The 13,961-nt window shown below is 70.2% G+C and carries 14 protein-coding genes; 9 read left to right on the top strand and 5 right to left on the bottom strand.

The genetic code is table 11. The features are described from left to right. The coding region (locus tag MVA01S_RS23695) for an acyl-CoA thioesterase (protein ID WP_060941714.1) at nucleotides 1-549 on the top strand (549 nt) is incomplete at its 5' end. Here the strand turns inward: MVA01S_RS23695 and MVA01S_RS23690 are convergent. From MVA01S_RS23690 to aqpZ, 3 genes are all read right to left on the bottom strand, one after another. After that, nucleotides 509-3,004: an AMP-binding protein gene (locus tag MVA01S_RS23690; protein ID WP_003928601.1), complete on the bottom strand. Its 2,496-nt coding sequence runs from the start codon at nucleotides 3,002-3,004 to the stop codon at nucleotides 509-511. The two genes, MVA01S_RS23695 and MVA01S_RS23690, sit on opposite strands and share 41 nt — an antisense overlap. A 41-nt stretch (nucleotides 3,005-3,045) precedes the next feature. Beyond that, the gene (locus MVA01S_RS23685) at nucleotides 3,046-3,888 is read right to left on the bottom strand and encodes a DUF1206 domain-containing protein (protein ID WP_003928600.1); all 843 of its coding nucleotides are present in this window, start codon (nucleotides 3,886-3,888) and stop codon (nucleotides 3,046-3,048) included. A 72-nt stretch (nucleotides 3,889-3,960) separates the two neighbouring features. After that, entirely contained in the window at nucleotides 3,961-4,746 is a 786-nt protein-coding gene (gene aqpZ / locus MVA01S_RS23680; RefSeq protein WP_003928599.1) for an aquaporin Z, read from the bottom strand. A gap of 192 nt (nucleotides 4,747-4,938) precedes the next feature. On the opposite strand from aqpZ, the gene MVA01S_RS23675 reads away from it, so the two are divergent. The 3 genes from MVA01S_RS23675 to dprA are packed head-to-tail and all read left to right on the top strand — an operon-like array spanning nucleotide 4,939 to nucleotide 7,954. Further along, on the top strand, nucleotides 4,939-5,304 hold the full coding sequence (locus tag MVA01S_RS23675; RefSeq protein WP_003928598.1) for a YraN family protein: 366 nt from the start codon (nucleotides 4,939-4,941) through the stop codon (nucleotides 5,302-5,304). Then, nucleotides 5,304-6,815, top strand: a complete 1,512-nt coding sequence (locus MVA01S_RS23670; protein WP_003928597.1) for a YifB family Mg chelatase-like AAA ATPase — start codon at nucleotides 5,304-5,306, stop codon at nucleotides 6,813-6,815. Before MVA01S_RS23675 ends, MVA01S_RS23670 begins: the two co-directional genes overlap by 1 nt. Then, on the top strand, nucleotides 6,815-7,954 hold the full coding sequence (dprA, locus tag MVA01S_RS23665) for a DNA-processing protein DprA (RefSeq protein WP_003928596.1): 1,140 nt from the start codon (nucleotides 6,815-6,817) through the stop codon (nucleotides 7,952-7,954). Before MVA01S_RS23670 ends, dprA begins: the two co-directional genes overlap by 1 nt. On the opposite strand, the gene MVA01S_RS23660 is transcribed toward dprA, so the two are convergent. Further along, nucleotides 7,918-8,463: an LOG family protein gene (locus MVA01S_RS23660; protein ID WP_003928595.1), complete on the bottom strand. Its 546-nt coding sequence runs from the start codon at nucleotides 8,461-8,463 to the stop codon at nucleotides 7,918-7,920. The genes dprA and MVA01S_RS23660 overlap by 37 nt on opposite strands. Nucleotides 8,464-8,491: 28 nt before the next feature. Continuing rightward, complete coding sequence (locus MVA01S_RS23655; RefSeq protein WP_237024364.1) at nucleotides 8,492-9,181, bottom strand: NAD-dependent epimerase/dehydratase family protein; 690 nt, start codon at nucleotides 9,179-9,181, stop codon at nucleotides 8,492-8,494. 273 nt (nucleotides 9,182-9,454) lie between these two features. Here MVA01S_RS23655 and MVA01S_RS23650 point away from each other — a divergent pair, with 273 nt between their 5' ends. The 5 genes from MVA01S_RS23650 to MVA01S_RS23630 form a co-directional block, all read left to right on the top strand. Then, nucleotides 9,455-10,432 carry a nitrilase-related carbon-nitrogen hydrolase gene (locus MVA01S_RS23650; protein WP_040540016.1) on the top strand — a complete coding sequence of 326 codons (978 nt, stop codon included), beginning with the start codon at nucleotides 9,455-9,457 and terminating at the stop codon, nucleotides 10,430-10,432. Beyond that, nucleotides 10,425-10,925 carry a DUF302 domain-containing protein gene (locus MVA01S_RS23645; protein ID WP_040540014.1) on the top strand — a complete coding sequence of 167 codons (501 nt, stop codon included), beginning with the start codon at nucleotides 10,425-10,427 and terminating at the stop codon, nucleotides 10,923-10,925. Before MVA01S_RS23650 ends, MVA01S_RS23645 begins: the two co-directional genes overlap by 8 nt. A gap of 87 nt (nucleotides 10,926-11,012) precedes the next feature. Beyond that, complete coding sequence (locus MVA01S_RS23640; RefSeq protein ID WP_003928591.1) at nucleotides 11,013-11,855, top strand: siderophore-interacting protein; 843 nt, start codon at nucleotides 11,013-11,015, stop codon at nucleotides 11,853-11,855. A 49-nt stretch (nucleotides 11,856-11,904) separates the two neighbouring features. Then, complete coding sequence (locus tag MVA01S_RS23635; RefSeq protein ID WP_003928590.1) at nucleotides 11,905-13,065, top strand: lactate 2-monooxygenase; 1,161 nt, start codon at nucleotides 11,905-11,907, stop codon at nucleotides 13,063-13,065. 140 nt (nucleotides 13,066-13,205) lie between these two features. Next, a partial coding sequence (locus MVA01S_RS23630; RefSeq protein WP_060941715.1) for a tyrosine-type recombinase/integrase occupies nucleotides 13,206-13,961 on the top strand: 756 nt, incomplete at its 3' end.

The following is a 13,961-nucleotide window of genomic DNA, read 5'->3' as shown; positions in this document are numbered from 1 at the left end:
CAGCACGGACGTCACCTGACCACCGCGACCGTGTCGTTCGCGGCCGCGCTGCCCGGGCCCGAGCACGGCCGCCGCGACCTTGCCGGTGTGGAGCCCGACGGGCTGCCCAGGACCGGTCCGCCCGGCCCGGCCCCGTCGTTGCCGCTCGACGAACTCGACCTGCGCGTCGCCGACGAGGGCTCCGGGCAGGACTTCGTCCGGCGGCTGTGGTGGCGGGCCACCGTCGCGTTGCCCGACGACGCGCTGCTGCACACGGTGGTCGCGGTCTATGTGACCGACGTGTACCTGATCGATCCGGCCCTGCAGGTGCACGGCCATTCGATGCGGGCGCGGACCCATCGCAGCGGCACCACCGATTCGTCGTTGTGGTTTCACCGCGAGGTGCGCGCCGACGAATGGAACCTGCTCGAATGCCGGTCACCGGCCGCAGCACGGGGGCGGGCAGTGGTGACCGCCAGCCTGATCCGCGCCGACGGTCTCGTCGCGGCCACGCTGGTTCAGGAAGGGCTCATCGCAGAGCGGGAACCTGCGCCGGCACCTGCGGGCTGAGCCTGCGGTCGCGCCACCACTGACGGGCCAGCGTCACCGCGGCGGACACCGTGATGCCGACGATGACCGCGGCGACCACGCCCACGAGCTCGTGGCTGCCGAACAGCGGATAGACCTGGTAATGCGTCAGGTAGATGTACAGCGACGCCTCGGCGATCACGCCGGCGACGACGGCGACCCCGGACGGGCAGCGCACCGACGGCAACCAGATCAACAGCACCAGCCCGGTGAAGACCATCAGCTGGCGCAGCGTGTCGTCGAAATAGCCGTGCAGGCCGACGAACAACACCACGGTCACCGCCGCCCGCTGCCAGGTCGCGGTGGCCTTGGCGGCAGCCCAGCCCGCTGCGAAGAACCAGAACGTGAGCACGGTGAACCCCGCATCGCGGATCTGGAGGCCTGTGACGTCGTAGCGCAACACCATGCCCAGACCCAGGAACGCCATCGCGAGAGAGAACGGATACCGACGTTCCAGGCGGTCCATCGCCGGCACGCAGAACAGCAGTGCCAGCGCGATCAGCGTCCACACGAGCACTTCCACGAACCACAGCCGTCCGGCGGTCATGCTGTCGTGTGGTCCAAGGAATTTGTTGGCCAGCAACAGATTCGAGGCGTGGTAGTCGTCGGTGACCACCAGGGCGAACGACACCCACAACGCCGACGGGACCGCGACCCAGGCGATCGTCGTGCGCAGATGCCTGATGCGGGTGGGCCGGGGCAGCGGGGTCAGGCAGAACCGGCCGAAGTTGTAGCCGGCCACCCCGAGCAGGATGTGCGCCCCGCCCCACAGCTCGAAGAGCTCGGCGTGCGAGCCGACGATCAACACGATCGCGAGCGCGCGCAGCGCCACACTGGTCTCCAGCGTGGAACCCCAGGACGGCCACCGGCTGCGCTTCGGGGCGGGCAGGTTCTGCAGCATGCGGATCGACAGCTGCGGCCAGTCGGCGGGCAGCCGGCCGAGCGCGCGTTCCAGTCGCGCCGACATCGACACGTAGTTCAGCGAGTTGCCGCCCAGGTCGACGAAGGAGGCGTCGTCGTCGATGTCGGCCGGGTCGAGCAGCAGCACGTCGGCATACATCCGGCGCAGGTCCCCGTCACCCCGAGTGGGTGCGGGCGCGGCGGCGGCCAGCATGCGGGCGCTCGGGTAGTCCGGCTTACCGGAGGGGAGCTTGGGCAGCTCCGGCACGCACACCGCGTCCACCGCGGCCGCGGGGACCCCGGCCGCGTGGGCGGCGGTCCGGCGCAGCACGTCGGGGTCGTGCCCGGACACCGCGACCACCGCGAGGCGGTCGCCGTTGTCGGTGCACAGCGCGCGCACGCCGGCCGTGTCGAGCGTGGCCTCGAGTTGCTGCAGGTCGATGCGCAGCCCGTACATCTTGACAAAGCGGCTTTTGCGGCCGACCACCTCGTACAGTCCGTCGTCGCCGCGGCGGGCGATGTCGCCGGTGCGCAGTTCGGCGAGGCCAGGGCCGTCGGCGAGGTCGGCGGGGGTGTGGGCGTAGCCCATCATCACGTTGGCGCCGCGGTACACCAGCTCGCCGGTGCCGGGTTCGGGCCACTCCTCGAGCGGTTCGACGGTGAACGACCCGCCGGGCACCGGGCGGCCGATCGCGGTGCTCCGGGTGAGCGCGAGATCTGGCGGCAGGTACGCCATGCGGGCGGTCGCCTCGGTGGCCCCGTACATCACGAACAGCTGCCAGCCCCGGCGGGCGCCCAGCGCGGCGTACCTGAGGACCCGTTCGGGGGGCATCCGGCCGCCGGCCTGGGTGACATAGCGCAGGTGCGGGAGGGTCTTGGACTCGAAGCCGATCCGGTCGAGAAGCTCGAACGTGTACGGGACGCCGGCGAAGGTGGTGCCGCGGTGGCGGGCGAACAGCTGCCAGAACTCGTCGTCTGCCACCGAGCGCTCGGTCAGGATCAGGGCCGCGCCGACCAGCAGGTGGCTGTGGACGACCGACAGGCCGTAGCAGTACGACATCGGCAGCGTCGTCGCGGCGCGGTCGGTGTCCCGGATCTGCAGGTACTCGGCGATCGAGGCGGCATTGGCCAGCAGATTGGTATGCGAGAGCCGGACCAGCTTGGGGGAGCCGGTACTGCCGGACGTCGACATCAGCAGCGCCAGGTCGTCGTGCAGCACGTGCGCGGCATCGGAGTGGACGTGCACGCCGTCGGCGTCGATCACGACGTCGGGGCGGTACGTCGTGATCATGGCGGCGTGGTCGCGCCCGGCGGGCACGGGCAGCACCACGTGGCCGCCGGCGAGCGCTCCGAGATAGCGGACCAGGGTCGTCAGGTCGTTGCGGGTCTCCAGCACGATCAGCCGGCGCCGCGTGCCCAGCGTCTGTGCGAACTCCTCGACCCGGAAGGCGAGCTCGCGGTAGTCGATCTGCTCGTCGTCGGTGAACACCGCCGGACGGTCACCGTGACCGCGCAGCCGATCCACCAGCGAGCTCATCCGGGTGAGGATACCCTCGCCTCATCGAGGGTCCCGGCTGGTCACATCCGGCTGTAGCGGCTCCGCACGAAGCTGTAGGCGCCGAACGCCGCGATGCCCAGCGCCGCGGCGATCAACAGCGCCTTGCCGAACGGGGCCGAGCCGAGCGTCTTGACCGCGGCGTCCAGACCGGTGGCCTTGGACGGATCGGCCTGCAGGGTGGCGATCACCACGAGCAGGCCGGCGCCGCCCAGCACCAGACCCTTGGCCACGTATCCGGTGATGCCGACGGCGGTGACCGCGGTGCCGCCGGACACCCGCAGGTCGTCGAGGAACTTCTCGGACACGCCCTTGTACACGTGGTAGGCGCCGACCGCGATGACGCCGATGCCGACGGCGATCAGGAGGGCCTTGCCCCAGCCGGACTGCATCAGCTGGGCGGACAGACCCGCGTTCTGCTGGGAGCTGGACTGCCCGGTGCCCATCGCGTAGCGCGCGGCCGAGAACGCGATCGCGAAGTTGACGACCGCCAGCGCGAGCGCCTTGCCGCGCTTCCACGCGGGATTGTCACCTTCGCGGCCGGAACTCTCCCCGGGCTTGGCGCCGATCACCGCTTCGGCGACCCGCCACAGTCCCAAGGCCACCAGACCGGCCACGGCGGCCCACAGGATGATCGTGCCGCCGGTCTGACTGGACAGCTCGGCCAGCGCGCCGGATTGGTCGGCGCTGCCACCGCCGCCGACGAACGCCAACTTGGCGATGATGAAGCCGACGAGCAGGTGCAGCACCCCGCTGGCGGCGAAACCCGCCCGGGCCAGGTATTCGAAGGCGTTGCTGTCGGTCGCCCGGTCGGCGGCGCCGTGAGCGGAGCGGTGCAGCGATGCTGCTGAGGGTCGGGTGGCCATCGGGTCCTCCTGGTCGGTGATGGTCCCGGGTTCCCCAGATTTGACGCCGGTGAAACTGACTCTGGTGCGCGGTCAGCGGCCGTCGCGGCCGCCGCGCACGTCGAGTGCGTCATCGCGGACGGGCCGGTCGGCCAGTTCCTCCCGGTAGCCGAACAGGTAGGGGTAGGCCAGGCCGGCGATGGCGGCGCCGACCAGCGGGGCGAGCCAGAACAGCCAGAGCTGTGCGGGTGCGCCGTCGCCGTTGAAGAACGCCACAGCGGTGGAGCGGGCCGGGTTCACCGACGTGTTCGAGATCGGGATGGAGATGAGGTGGATGAGCGTCAACGTGAGGCCGATCGCGAGCCCGGCGAAGCCCTTGGGGGCGCGGTCGTCGGTGGAACCGAGGATGACGAGCAGGAACATGAAGGTCAGCACGATCTCGGCGACGAGCACCGCCCACAGCGTGTAGCCGGCGGGGGAGTTGGCGCCGTACCCGTTGGCGGCCATGTTCCCGGCCGCCGTCCACCCGGCCCTGCCCCGGGCCACCACGTAGATCACCAGCCCGCCGAGCAGGCCGCCGAGCACCTGCACGATCCAATAGGACGGCAGCACCTTCCATTCCACGCGTCGCGCCAGCGCCGCGCCGAGGGTCACCGCGGGATTGAAGTGTCCGCCGGAGATGGTGCCGAACGCGTAGACCCCGGTGAGCACGGTCAGGCCGAACGCCAGTGCGACGCCGGCGAAGCCGATTCCCACCGGGAAGCCGTCGTCGGTCTCGACGGTCGCGGCGAACACCGCGCTTCCGCAGCCGCCGAGCACCAGCCAGAACGTGCCGATGAACTCGGCGGCCAATCGATGGAAGAGCTTGGGATCGCGCATGGCTGGCCGCCGCTCGTCGAGGAATGGGGTGTGCTCCCAGCGTGACACCCGTGCCGGGGCAGCGGGGCGGATAGGCCGGAAACGTCCTCTCACAGAAACTGTCGGTTCCTACAAATCCGCTGTTTCTGTGGATGGATTCGGGTCTGGGGATGGGTGTGCGGTTTTGTCGGCCGCGGTGCGCAGCCTGGCGGTATGACCAGAACAGAGAGTCGCGCCGAACTCGGCGCGTGGGGTGAGCAGGTGGCGGTGGACTACCTGCAAGGGCAGGGCTTGCGGGTGCTGGCGCGCAACTGGCGGTGCCGCTACGGGGAGTTGGACGTGATCGCCGCCGATGGGCGCGAGGTGGTGTTCGTCGAGATCAAGACCCGCAGCACCGAGCACTTCGGCGGGGTCGCCCAGGCCGTGACTCCGGCCAAGGTGCGCCGGCTGCGGCGACTGGCGGGGCTGTGGCTGGCCGCCCAGAGCGAGCGGTGGGCCGCGGTGCGGGTCGACGTGATCACCGTGCGGGTCGGGCGCCGCCGCACCCCGGAGCTCACCCATCTGAAGGCGGTGGGGTGATGGGGACGCTGGGGCGGGCGTTCTCGGTGGCGGTGCGCGGGGTCGAGGGTGAGATCGTGGAGATCGAGGCTGACATCTCCTCGGGCCTGCCCGGGGTGTATCTGGTCGGGTTGGCTGACGCCGCGCTGCGGGAGTCGCGTGACCGGGTCCGTGCGGCGATCAGCAACGGCGGCTTCGAGTGGCCGATGGTGCGGCTGACGCTCGGATTGTCACCGGCGACGTTGCCGAAGATGGGTTCGGTCTACGACATCGCGCTGGCCGCGGCGGTGTTGTCGGCCGACCAGAAGAAGTCCTGGCCGCGGCTGGAGAAGACGGTGCTGCTCGGCGAGCTGGCGCTCGACGGGCGGGTGCGCCCGATCAAGGGCGTGCTGCCCGCCGTGCTGGCCGCCCAGCGGCAGGGCTGGCCCGCGGCGGTGGTGCCGCTGGCCAACGTCGCCGAGGCCAGCCTCGTCGACGGCATCGACGTGTGGGGCGTGCGCACCCTGCGGCAGCTGCAGGCGTGGCTGGCCGGCAAAGGGGATCTGGAGCGGCCGGTCGAGCATCCACCGCAGGTTCCCGAGGAGGTGCCCGACCTCGCCGATGTGATCGGGCAGACCCAGGCGCGCTACGCGGTCGAAGTGGCCGCGGCGGGCGCGCACAACCTGTTGATGACCGGCCCGCCCGGAGTCGGGAAAACCATGCTCGCGCAGCGGCTTCCGGGACTGCTGCCGCCGTTGTCGGATGCCGAGTCGCTGGAGGTCACCGCGATTCACTCGGTGGCGGGTCTGCTGGCCGGTGACGCGCCGCTGATCACCCGCCCGCCGTTCGTGGCCCCGCACCACACCACCAGTGTCGCCGCGCTGGTCGGCGGCGGCTCCGGGATGGCGCGTCCTGGCGCGGTCAGCAGGGCCCACCGCGGCGTGCTGTTCCTCGACGAGTTCGCCGAGATCAACTCGGCGGTGCTGGAGGCGCTGCGAACCCCGTTGGAGGACGGCGAGATCCGGCTGGCTCGCCGTGACGGGGTCGCGTGCTACCGGTGTCGCTTCCAGTTGGTCCTGGCCGCGAACATCTGCCCGTGTGCGCCGCCCGATCCCCGGGACTGCATCTGCGGGGTGGCCGAGAAGCGGCGCTACCGCAGCAAGCTGTCCGGGCCGTTGGTCGACCGGGTGGATCTGCGGGTGGAGATGCACGCGTCGCGGGAGGGAACGTTCACCGATCAGGAGGCCGAGACGACTTCGGCTGTCCGGCAGCGGGTCTGGGCGGCCCGGGCGGCGGCCGAGGACCGTTGGCGTCCGCACGGGATCACCACGAACGCCGAGGTCAGCGGATCTCTGCTGCGGCGCCGGTTCCGGCTGAGCCCGCAGGCGATGAAGCCGCTGCGCGCGGCGGTGGACCGCGGAACGATGAGCATCCGCGGCATGGACCGGACGATGCGCGTGGCCTGGACGCTGTGCGATCTGGCCGGTCGCACCACACCGAACATCGACGACGTCGCCACGGCGATGAGTTTCCGGCAGGGACGGGGCTTCTGATGGACGAGACCACACGCCGGGCGTGGGCTTATCTGTCCAGGGTGGCCGAACCGCCCAATCAGGCGCTGGCCGAGTTGGTGTCCGAGGTGGGGGCGATCGTCGCGGCTGAGCGCATCCGCCGCCGCGACGTCGGGGATGACCTGCTGCGGGCCACCGAAGCCAGATACGCCATCGACTGCGCGGCAACCGATCTGGCGACTCTGGACCGGATGGGCGGGCGGCTGCTGACCGACGGGGACGAGGAGTGGCCGACGCTGGCATTCGGATCGTTCGCCGGGGTGGACCGCGCCGAGCGGCCCCAGGGTCTGGCGCCGCTCGTGCTGTGGGTGCTGGGCCCTGCGCATCTGGCGGACCTCACCGAACGCAGCGTCGCGATCGTCGGGACGCGCGCGGCGACGGCCTACGGCGAGTACGTCGCCGCGGACTTCGCCGCGGGTTTGGTGGAGCGCGACGTCGCGGTGGTGTCCGGGGGTGCCTACGGCATCGACGGCGCGGCCCACCGGGCGGCGCTGGGGTCGGACGGCCAGACCGTGGCCGTGCTGGCAAGCGGTGTGGACGTGCCGTATCCGGCCGGGCATTCGGCGCTGTTACACCGCATCGCGCGCAACGGTCTGGTGCTCAGCGAGTATCCGCCGGGGGTGCGGCCTGCGCGACACCGGTTCTTGACGCGTAACCGGCTGGTGGCCGCGCTGACCGGCGCGACGGTGGTGGTCGAGGCGGGGCTGCGCAGCGGGGCGGCCAACACCGCGGCCTGGGCCCGGTCGCTGGGCCGGCAGGTGTGCGCGGTGCCGGGGCCGGTGACCTCGGCCGCGTCGGCGGGGTGTCACGAGTTGCTGAGGCGGGAAGACACGGTGCTGGTGACGCGCGCACCGGAGATCGTCGAGGTGATGGGACACATCGGTGAGCTGGCCGAGGACCCGGCGCATCCGGTCACGCCGTTGGACCACCTGAGCGCGGTGCAACGTCAGGTCTACGAGGCGTTGCCGCGGCGCGGTGCCCGCACCGTCGACGAGATCGCCGTCGGTGCGGGGGTGGCGCCCGAGCAGGTGTTGGGCCCGCTGGCGCTGATGGAGATCGACGGTCTCGTCGAGTGTGAGGAGGGTCAGTGGCGATTGGCCGCGACGGAGGCTTCGAGGTAGGCCAGCGCGGCCGGTCCGTCGTCGGCGCAGAACAGCAGTTCCGACAGCGGCACCGGAAGGAAGCCCTCGGCCTCCATCCGCTCCAGTTGAACCTTCAGGCCGTCGTAGAAACCGGCGGTGTTCAGCAAGACCACCGGCTTGGTGTGCGCTCCGTGTTTGCGCAGCTCCAGAATGTCTGTCGCCTCGTCCAGGGTGCCCAGCCCGCCCACCATGACCACAATCGCGTCCGCGCGGGCGAGCATCATCGCCTTGCGCTGAGCGAGGTCTTCGGCCAAGACCATCTCGTCCGCGCAGTGGCGGGCGACGCCCCGCAGAAAACCGACAGAGATCCCGACAAGGCGTCCGCCGGCCGCGTGCACACCGTCGGCGACCACCTTCATCAGGCCCGTATCGGAACCGCCCCAGACCAGGGTGTGGCCGGCCCGACCGATCCGTTCGGCGAAGTCGCGGGCCGGCGTGGTGTAGCGCTCGTCGAGGTCGGCGGCGGACAGGAACACACAGATGTTCACGGTCGGATCGTATGTCGACGCAGGCCGGTCAGTCGTCGACGATCGTCAAGACACCCGACGGCGCACCCAGCGCCGTCAGTGTTCTCGCCGCTGCGGTGTCGATGCGTACCCGCGGCGCCGGCGGTCGGTCCTGTTCGAAGTAGGTACCGGGCCCGTAGAACATCCCGTAGCGAAGAACAACCCCGTGCACCGCGAGCACCGCCTCCTCGAGCGCGACGACCGCATCGGCTTCCGGGCCGGGTGCCATGTCCCAAGCTACGCTCTGGGCAACGATTTTCACCCCGCCCAGGCCGGCGAACGCGTCGATAAGGTTGCGGGTGCCCTCGATCCGCATACGGGCATTGAGCAGAGATCCCGTCGAGGGAATCCGTGTCAGATCGTCCGGGAGGTCGGTCAGTTGGTGCAGGACGAGATCGGGAGCGAAGGCGCGCAGCGCTTCCCTGAGCCCCGCACGGTCGAAGACATCGCACAGAATCGGCTCTGCCCCTGCGGCAGCGAGTCGATCGAGGTGCTTCGGCGACCGCGTCATCGCGCCGACGGTGTGCCCGGCCCCGACCAGGAGCGGCAACAGTCGGGTGCCGATGGCGCCGGACGCGCCTGCGAAATAGATGCGAAGCGGCCGCGGGACGTCCGTGCGGATGATGCTGGCGCCGGCGCGTTCCGCGCGATCAGCCGAAGTCATGGCCACAACGCTACGTACCTGCCGGCGCAGGCCCATGGTCCAATTCGATGCTGTCTGACCGGTCCAATTCACAGCAGGGATCTTGAGACACGAGTCACGCAGAGCATCACCCCTGCGGCTTAGCCGGCCGCCTCGCGTGGTGTCTGCGCCGACCGGATCGCCATCTGCTCAAGGTCCGGACTCCGTCGAAATGAAACCGCCGGCCGCCGGCGTTGAGCCCCATGTAAGAGCATCGATGCTGATGCCAAACGGTCTGCCGGATGAGGTCGAGAGCCCGGAGGGCCGTCGCCGACAACGTGAGGTGGCGCGATGACCGTGGTCAGAGCCGCAGCAGTACAAATGAGTCCCGTTCTCTACAGTCGGGACGCAACCGTCGACAAGATCGTCGACAAGATCGGTGAGTTGAGCCGTCGAGGCGTGCAGTTCGCGACGTTCCCGGAGTCGGTGGTGCCCTACTACCCGTACTTTTCCTTCGTGCAGCGGCCATTCGAGATGGGGCCGCAGCACCTGCGGCTGATGGAGCAGGCGGTGGCGATACCGTCGGTCAGCACGGAGGCGATCGGTGAGGCGGCCCGCCGATCCGGCATGGTCGTATCGGTGGGTGTGACTGAGCGTGCCGGTGATTCGCTGTTCAACAGTCAGTTGCTGTTCGACAGTGACGGCACGTTGGTCCAGCGGCGGCGCAAGATCACGCCGACCTACCACGAGCGGATGATCTGGGGGCAGGGCGACGGATCCGGGCTTCGTGCCGTCGACACCGCGGTGGGCCGCGTCGGGCAACTGGCCTGTTGGGAGCATTACAACCCGCTGGCCCGCTACGCACTGATCGCCGACGGAGAGCAGATCCATTCCGCGATGTTCCCGGGCTCCTTCGGCGGTGATCTGTTCGCCGGGCAGACCGAGGTCAGTATCCGAAACCATGCGCTGGAGTCGGGGGCCTTCGTGGTCAACGCCACGGCGTGGCTGGATGGCGATCAACAGTCCCAGATCATGACGGACACCGGGAGCCCGGTCGGCCCGATCTCGGGCGGCAATTTCACCGCGATCGTTTCACCGCACGGCCAGTTGCTCGGTGACCCGGTGCCGGCCGGGGAAGGCGACGTGATCGCCGATCTGGACTTCTCGCTGATCGAGAGTCGCAAGTCGAAGATGGATGCACGCGGGCACTACAGCCGTCCGGAGTTGCTCAGCCTCCTCGTCGATCGCAGTCCGCATACTCCAATCCGGGAAGCCGGACCGGACTGCTGCGGCAGCCTCACCCTCGCCGAGGAGCCGACTCATGTCTGACGCTGTGCCGCAACATGTCCCGTTTCACGGCGTGCGGATCCGGTACGAGAGCGGCAAGACGTTCGACGCACTGGTGCGGGCACTGATGGCCGACGTCGGCGACACCCCGGTGCGGATCGAGGACATCGCCGCAGACTCGCCCGACTGGGACAGCTACCGCGCGCGCGTGGAACCGCACGTCGGGCCGCACGGGTTCATGTTGTTCGGCACCTTCGATCACGGTGGCTGGATCACCAAGGCGGGCATCGAGCGGAAGGTGCTGCGCGTGATCATCGGCAACCCGCTGATCGCCATCACGATGCTGCGCCACGACGTGACCGCCGGGTTGTTCGCGCCTGTCGAACTGCTGATCGCCGACGAGCCCGCGGGCCGCAGCAGCCTCACCTACGTGCAACCGTCGTCGCTGATGGTGATCGCACCGAATCCGGAACTGTCGGCCGCGGCCCGCGCCCTCGACGCGAAACTGGCGGCGCTGGCATCAGCGGTCACGTAGCGGGCAACCGCCCGACCGGGGAGGCCGCTGCGCGGCGGCTTCCGCTCGTATAGTCGTCATGGACAGCTGAGTAGCAAAGGAAGTGAAGTGGCAGGACGTCCCGTGCACACCTTCGAGGTGGTACGCACCGAGCAACTGGGCCCCCATGTCGTGCGAGTTGTGCTTGGCGGCAAGGGGTTCGATACGTTCACCCCCAGCGATTTCACGGACTCGTACGTGAAGTTGGTATTCGTCGCCGACGACGTCGACGTCTCCGAACTCGAGCAGCCGTTGACTTCGGACAGTTTCAACGCGTTGCCGCCGGAACGGCAGCCCACCGTGCGCACCTACACCGTCCGCCGCGCCGACACCGAACGGCGAGAGCTCACCGTCGACTTCGTCGTGCACGGCGACCACGGCGTTGCCGGCCCGTGGGCGGCCTCGGCGGTCCCCGGACAGCGGCTGTTCGTGATGGGCCCCAGCGGCGCCTACAGTCCCGACCCCGCCGCCGACTGGTACCTGTTCGCCGGCGACGAGTCGGCGGTGCCGGCGATCAGCGTCGCGCTGGAAGCCCTGCCCGAGGACGCGGTCGGCGCGGCACTCATCGAGGTGGCCCGCCCGGAGGACGCGATCGAACTGAGCGCACCCGCCGGCGTCGACGTGTCGTGGATCTACCGCGGCGGCCGGGCCGACCTGGTGCCCGAGGACATCGCCGGCGACCACGCCCCGTTGATCGCGGCGGTCAAGGAAACCCCCTGGCTACCGGGGCAGGTGCAGGTGTTCATCCACGGCGAGGCCCAGACCGTGATGCACAACCTGCGGCCCTACATCCGCAAGGAGCGCGGCGTGGACGCCAAATGGGCGTCGATCTCCGGGTACTGGCGGCGCGGGCGCACCGAGGAGACCTTCCGGCAGTGGAAACGCGAACTCGCCGAAGCCGAGTCGACATAGCACGCCCGAATCGCGGGGCGCGCCGCCTGTCGATGGCACGCTGGGACCCATGACGTTCGGTAACTACCAACTCGAGATCTACCTCCAGGGCCTGTCCGGCATCCTGCCCGACTTCCCGATGGACTACGCCGGGTGGGAGGCCAAAGCCGAAGCGGCGATGCCGCCGTCGGTCTGGTCGTATGTGGTCGGCGGTGCCGGCGACGAGCGGACCCAGCGCGCCAACCGGACCGCGTTCGACGGCTGGGGGCTGATCCCGCGGATGCTCGTCGGCGCCACCGAACGCGACCTGACCGTCGACCTGTTCGGGATGAACCTGCCCTCCCCGCTGTTCATGGCGCCCATCGGCGTCATCGGCATCTGCTCGCAAAACGGTCACGGGGACCTGGTGACCGCCCGCGCCGCCGCCCGCACCGGCGTCCCGATGACCGTCTCCACGCTGACCGAGGACCCGCTCGAGGACGTCGCCGCCCAGTTCGGCGACACCCCGGGCTTCTTCCAGCTCTACACCCCGACCGACCGGGACCTGGCCGCCAGCCTGGTGCACCGCGCCGAAGCCGCCGGCTACAAGGCGATCATCGTCACCCTCGACACCTGGATCCCCGGCTGGCGACCGCGCGACCTGGCGATGTCGAACTTCCCGCAGCTGCGCGGCCGCTGCCTGGCCAACTACACCAGCGATCCCGTCTTCCGCGCCTCCCTGGCCCAGCCGCCGGAGGAGAACATGCAGGCCGCGGTCCTCAAATGGGTTGGGCTGTTCGGCAATCCGCTGACATGGGACGACCTGCCGTGGCTGCGCTCGCTCACCGACCTGCCGCTGGTGCTCAAGGGGCTGTGCCATCCCGACGACGTGCGCCGCGCCAGGGACGCCGGCGTCGACGGGATCTACTGCTCGACCCACGGCGGACGGCAGGCCAACGGGGGACTGCCCGCACTGGACTGCCTGCCCGCCGTGGTGGCAGCCGCCGGCGGCCTGCCCGTGCTGTTCGACTCGGGAATCCGCAGCGGCGCCGACATCGTCAAGGCCCTGGCCCTCGGCGCCACGGCAGTCGGGGTGGGCAGGCCCTATGCCTACGGCCTGGCGGGCGGCGGTGAGGACGGCCTGGTGCACGTGCTGCGTTCGCTGCTGGCCGAGACCGATCTGATCATGGCCGTCGACGGCTATCCCACCCTGGCGGATCTCACTCCGGACACGGTGCGGCGCGTCCTCTGAGACGCCGGACCGGGTTCTGCCACGGTAAGGGCGTGGACACCGGCGGGCAGGAGCGGAGCGACCGGGGAATCGAGTACGGCGGGCAGGAGCGGAGCGACCGGGGAATCGAGTATGGCGGGCAGGAGCGGAGCGACCCGGCCATCGAGGCCTACCTCGAGGAGTTCGACGAGTACCTCGCGCTCGAACGCGGCCGTTCCGAGCACACCCGGCGCGCCTACCTGGGAGATCTGCGGTCGCTGTTCGACTTCCTCGCCGAGCGCCGCCCCGGCGCAGGCCTCACCGCACTCACGCTGCCGGTGCTGCGGTCCTGGCTGGCGGCCCAGGCCACGGCGGGGGCAGCGCGCTCGACACTGGCCCGGCGCACGTCGGCGGTGAAGACGTTCACCGCGTGGGCGCTGGGGCGCGGCCTGCTGACCGAGGATGCCGCGACCCGGCTCCAGGTGCCCAAGGCGCGCCGCACACTGCCCGCCGTGCTGCGTCAGGACCAGGCCCGCGACGCCATGGAAGCCGCGAAATCCGGTGCTGAACAAGGTGATCCGCTTGCCCTGCGGGACCGGCTGATCGTCGAGATGCTCTACGCGACCGGCATCCGGGTCAGCGAGCTCTGCGGGCTCGACGTCGACGACGTCGACACCACCCGCCGACTGCTGCGGGTGCTGGGCAAGGGGAACAAGCAGCGCACCGTGCCCTACGGCGAACCCGCGCACGCGGCGCTGACCGCATGGCTGACCGAGGGCCGGCCCGCGCTGGCGACCGCCGGCTCAGGTGCGGCGCTGCTGCTCGGTGCCCGCGGCGGCCGCCTCGATCCCCGGCAGGCGCGCACCGTCGTGCACCAGACCATGTCCGCGGTCGCCGGCGCGCCGGACATCGGCCCGCACGGGCTGCGCCACAGCGCC

Origin of the sequence: Mycolicibacterium vaccae NBRC 14118 = CIP 105934, from assembly GCF_001552715.1 — a bacterium.
GTDB classification, from domain to species: domain Bacteria; phylum Actinomycetota; class Actinomycetes; order Mycobacteriales; family Mycobacteriaceae; genus Mycobacterium; species Mycobacterium vaccae.
Note: the sequence above shows the minus strand (reverse complement) of the source record. Positions and strands in the feature narration are given on the sequence as shown.

Excerpts from the sequence above, each read along its gene's own strand:
- MVA01S_RS23690 (WP_003928601.1), bottom strand. The coding sequence starts at position 3,004 with ATGAGCTCGCTGGTGGATCGGCTGCGCGGTCACGGTGACCGTCCGGCG.
- MVA01S_RS23685 (WP_003928600.1), bottom strand. The coding sequence starts at position 3,888 with ATGGCCACCCGACCCTCAGCAGCATCGCTGCACCGCTCCGCTCACGGC.
- aqpZ (WP_003928599.1), bottom strand. The coding sequence starts at position 4,746 with ATGCGCGATCCCAAGCTCTTCCATCGATTGGCCGCCGAGTTCATCGGC.
- MVA01S_RS23675 (WP_003928598.1), top strand. The coding sequence starts at position 4,939 with ATGACCAGAACAGAGAGTCGCGCCGAACTCGGCGCGTGGGGTGAGCAG.
- MVA01S_RS23670 (WP_003928597.1), top strand. The coding sequence starts at position 5,304 with ATGGGGACGCTGGGGCGGGCGTTCTCGGTGGCGGTGCGCGGGGTCGAG.
- dprA (WP_003928596.1), top strand. The coding sequence starts at position 6,815 with ATGGACGAGACCACACGCCGGGCGTGGGCTTATCTGTCCAGGGTGGCC.
- MVA01S_RS23655 (WP_237024364.1), bottom strand. The coding sequence starts at position 9,181 with ATGGGCCTGCGCCGGCAGGTACGTAGCGTTGTGGCCATGACTTCGGCT.
- MVA01S_RS23650 (WP_040540016.1), top strand. The coding sequence starts at position 9,455 with ATGACCGTGGTCAGAGCCGCAGCAGTACAAATGAGTCCCGTTCTCTAC.
- MVA01S_RS23645 (WP_040540014.1), top strand. The coding sequence starts at position 10,425 with ATGTCTGACGCTGTGCCGCAACATGTCCCGTTTCACGGCGTGCGGATC.
- MVA01S_RS23635 (WP_003928590.1), top strand. The coding sequence starts at position 11,905 with ATGACGTTCGGTAACTACCAACTCGAGATCTACCTCCAGGGCCTGTCC.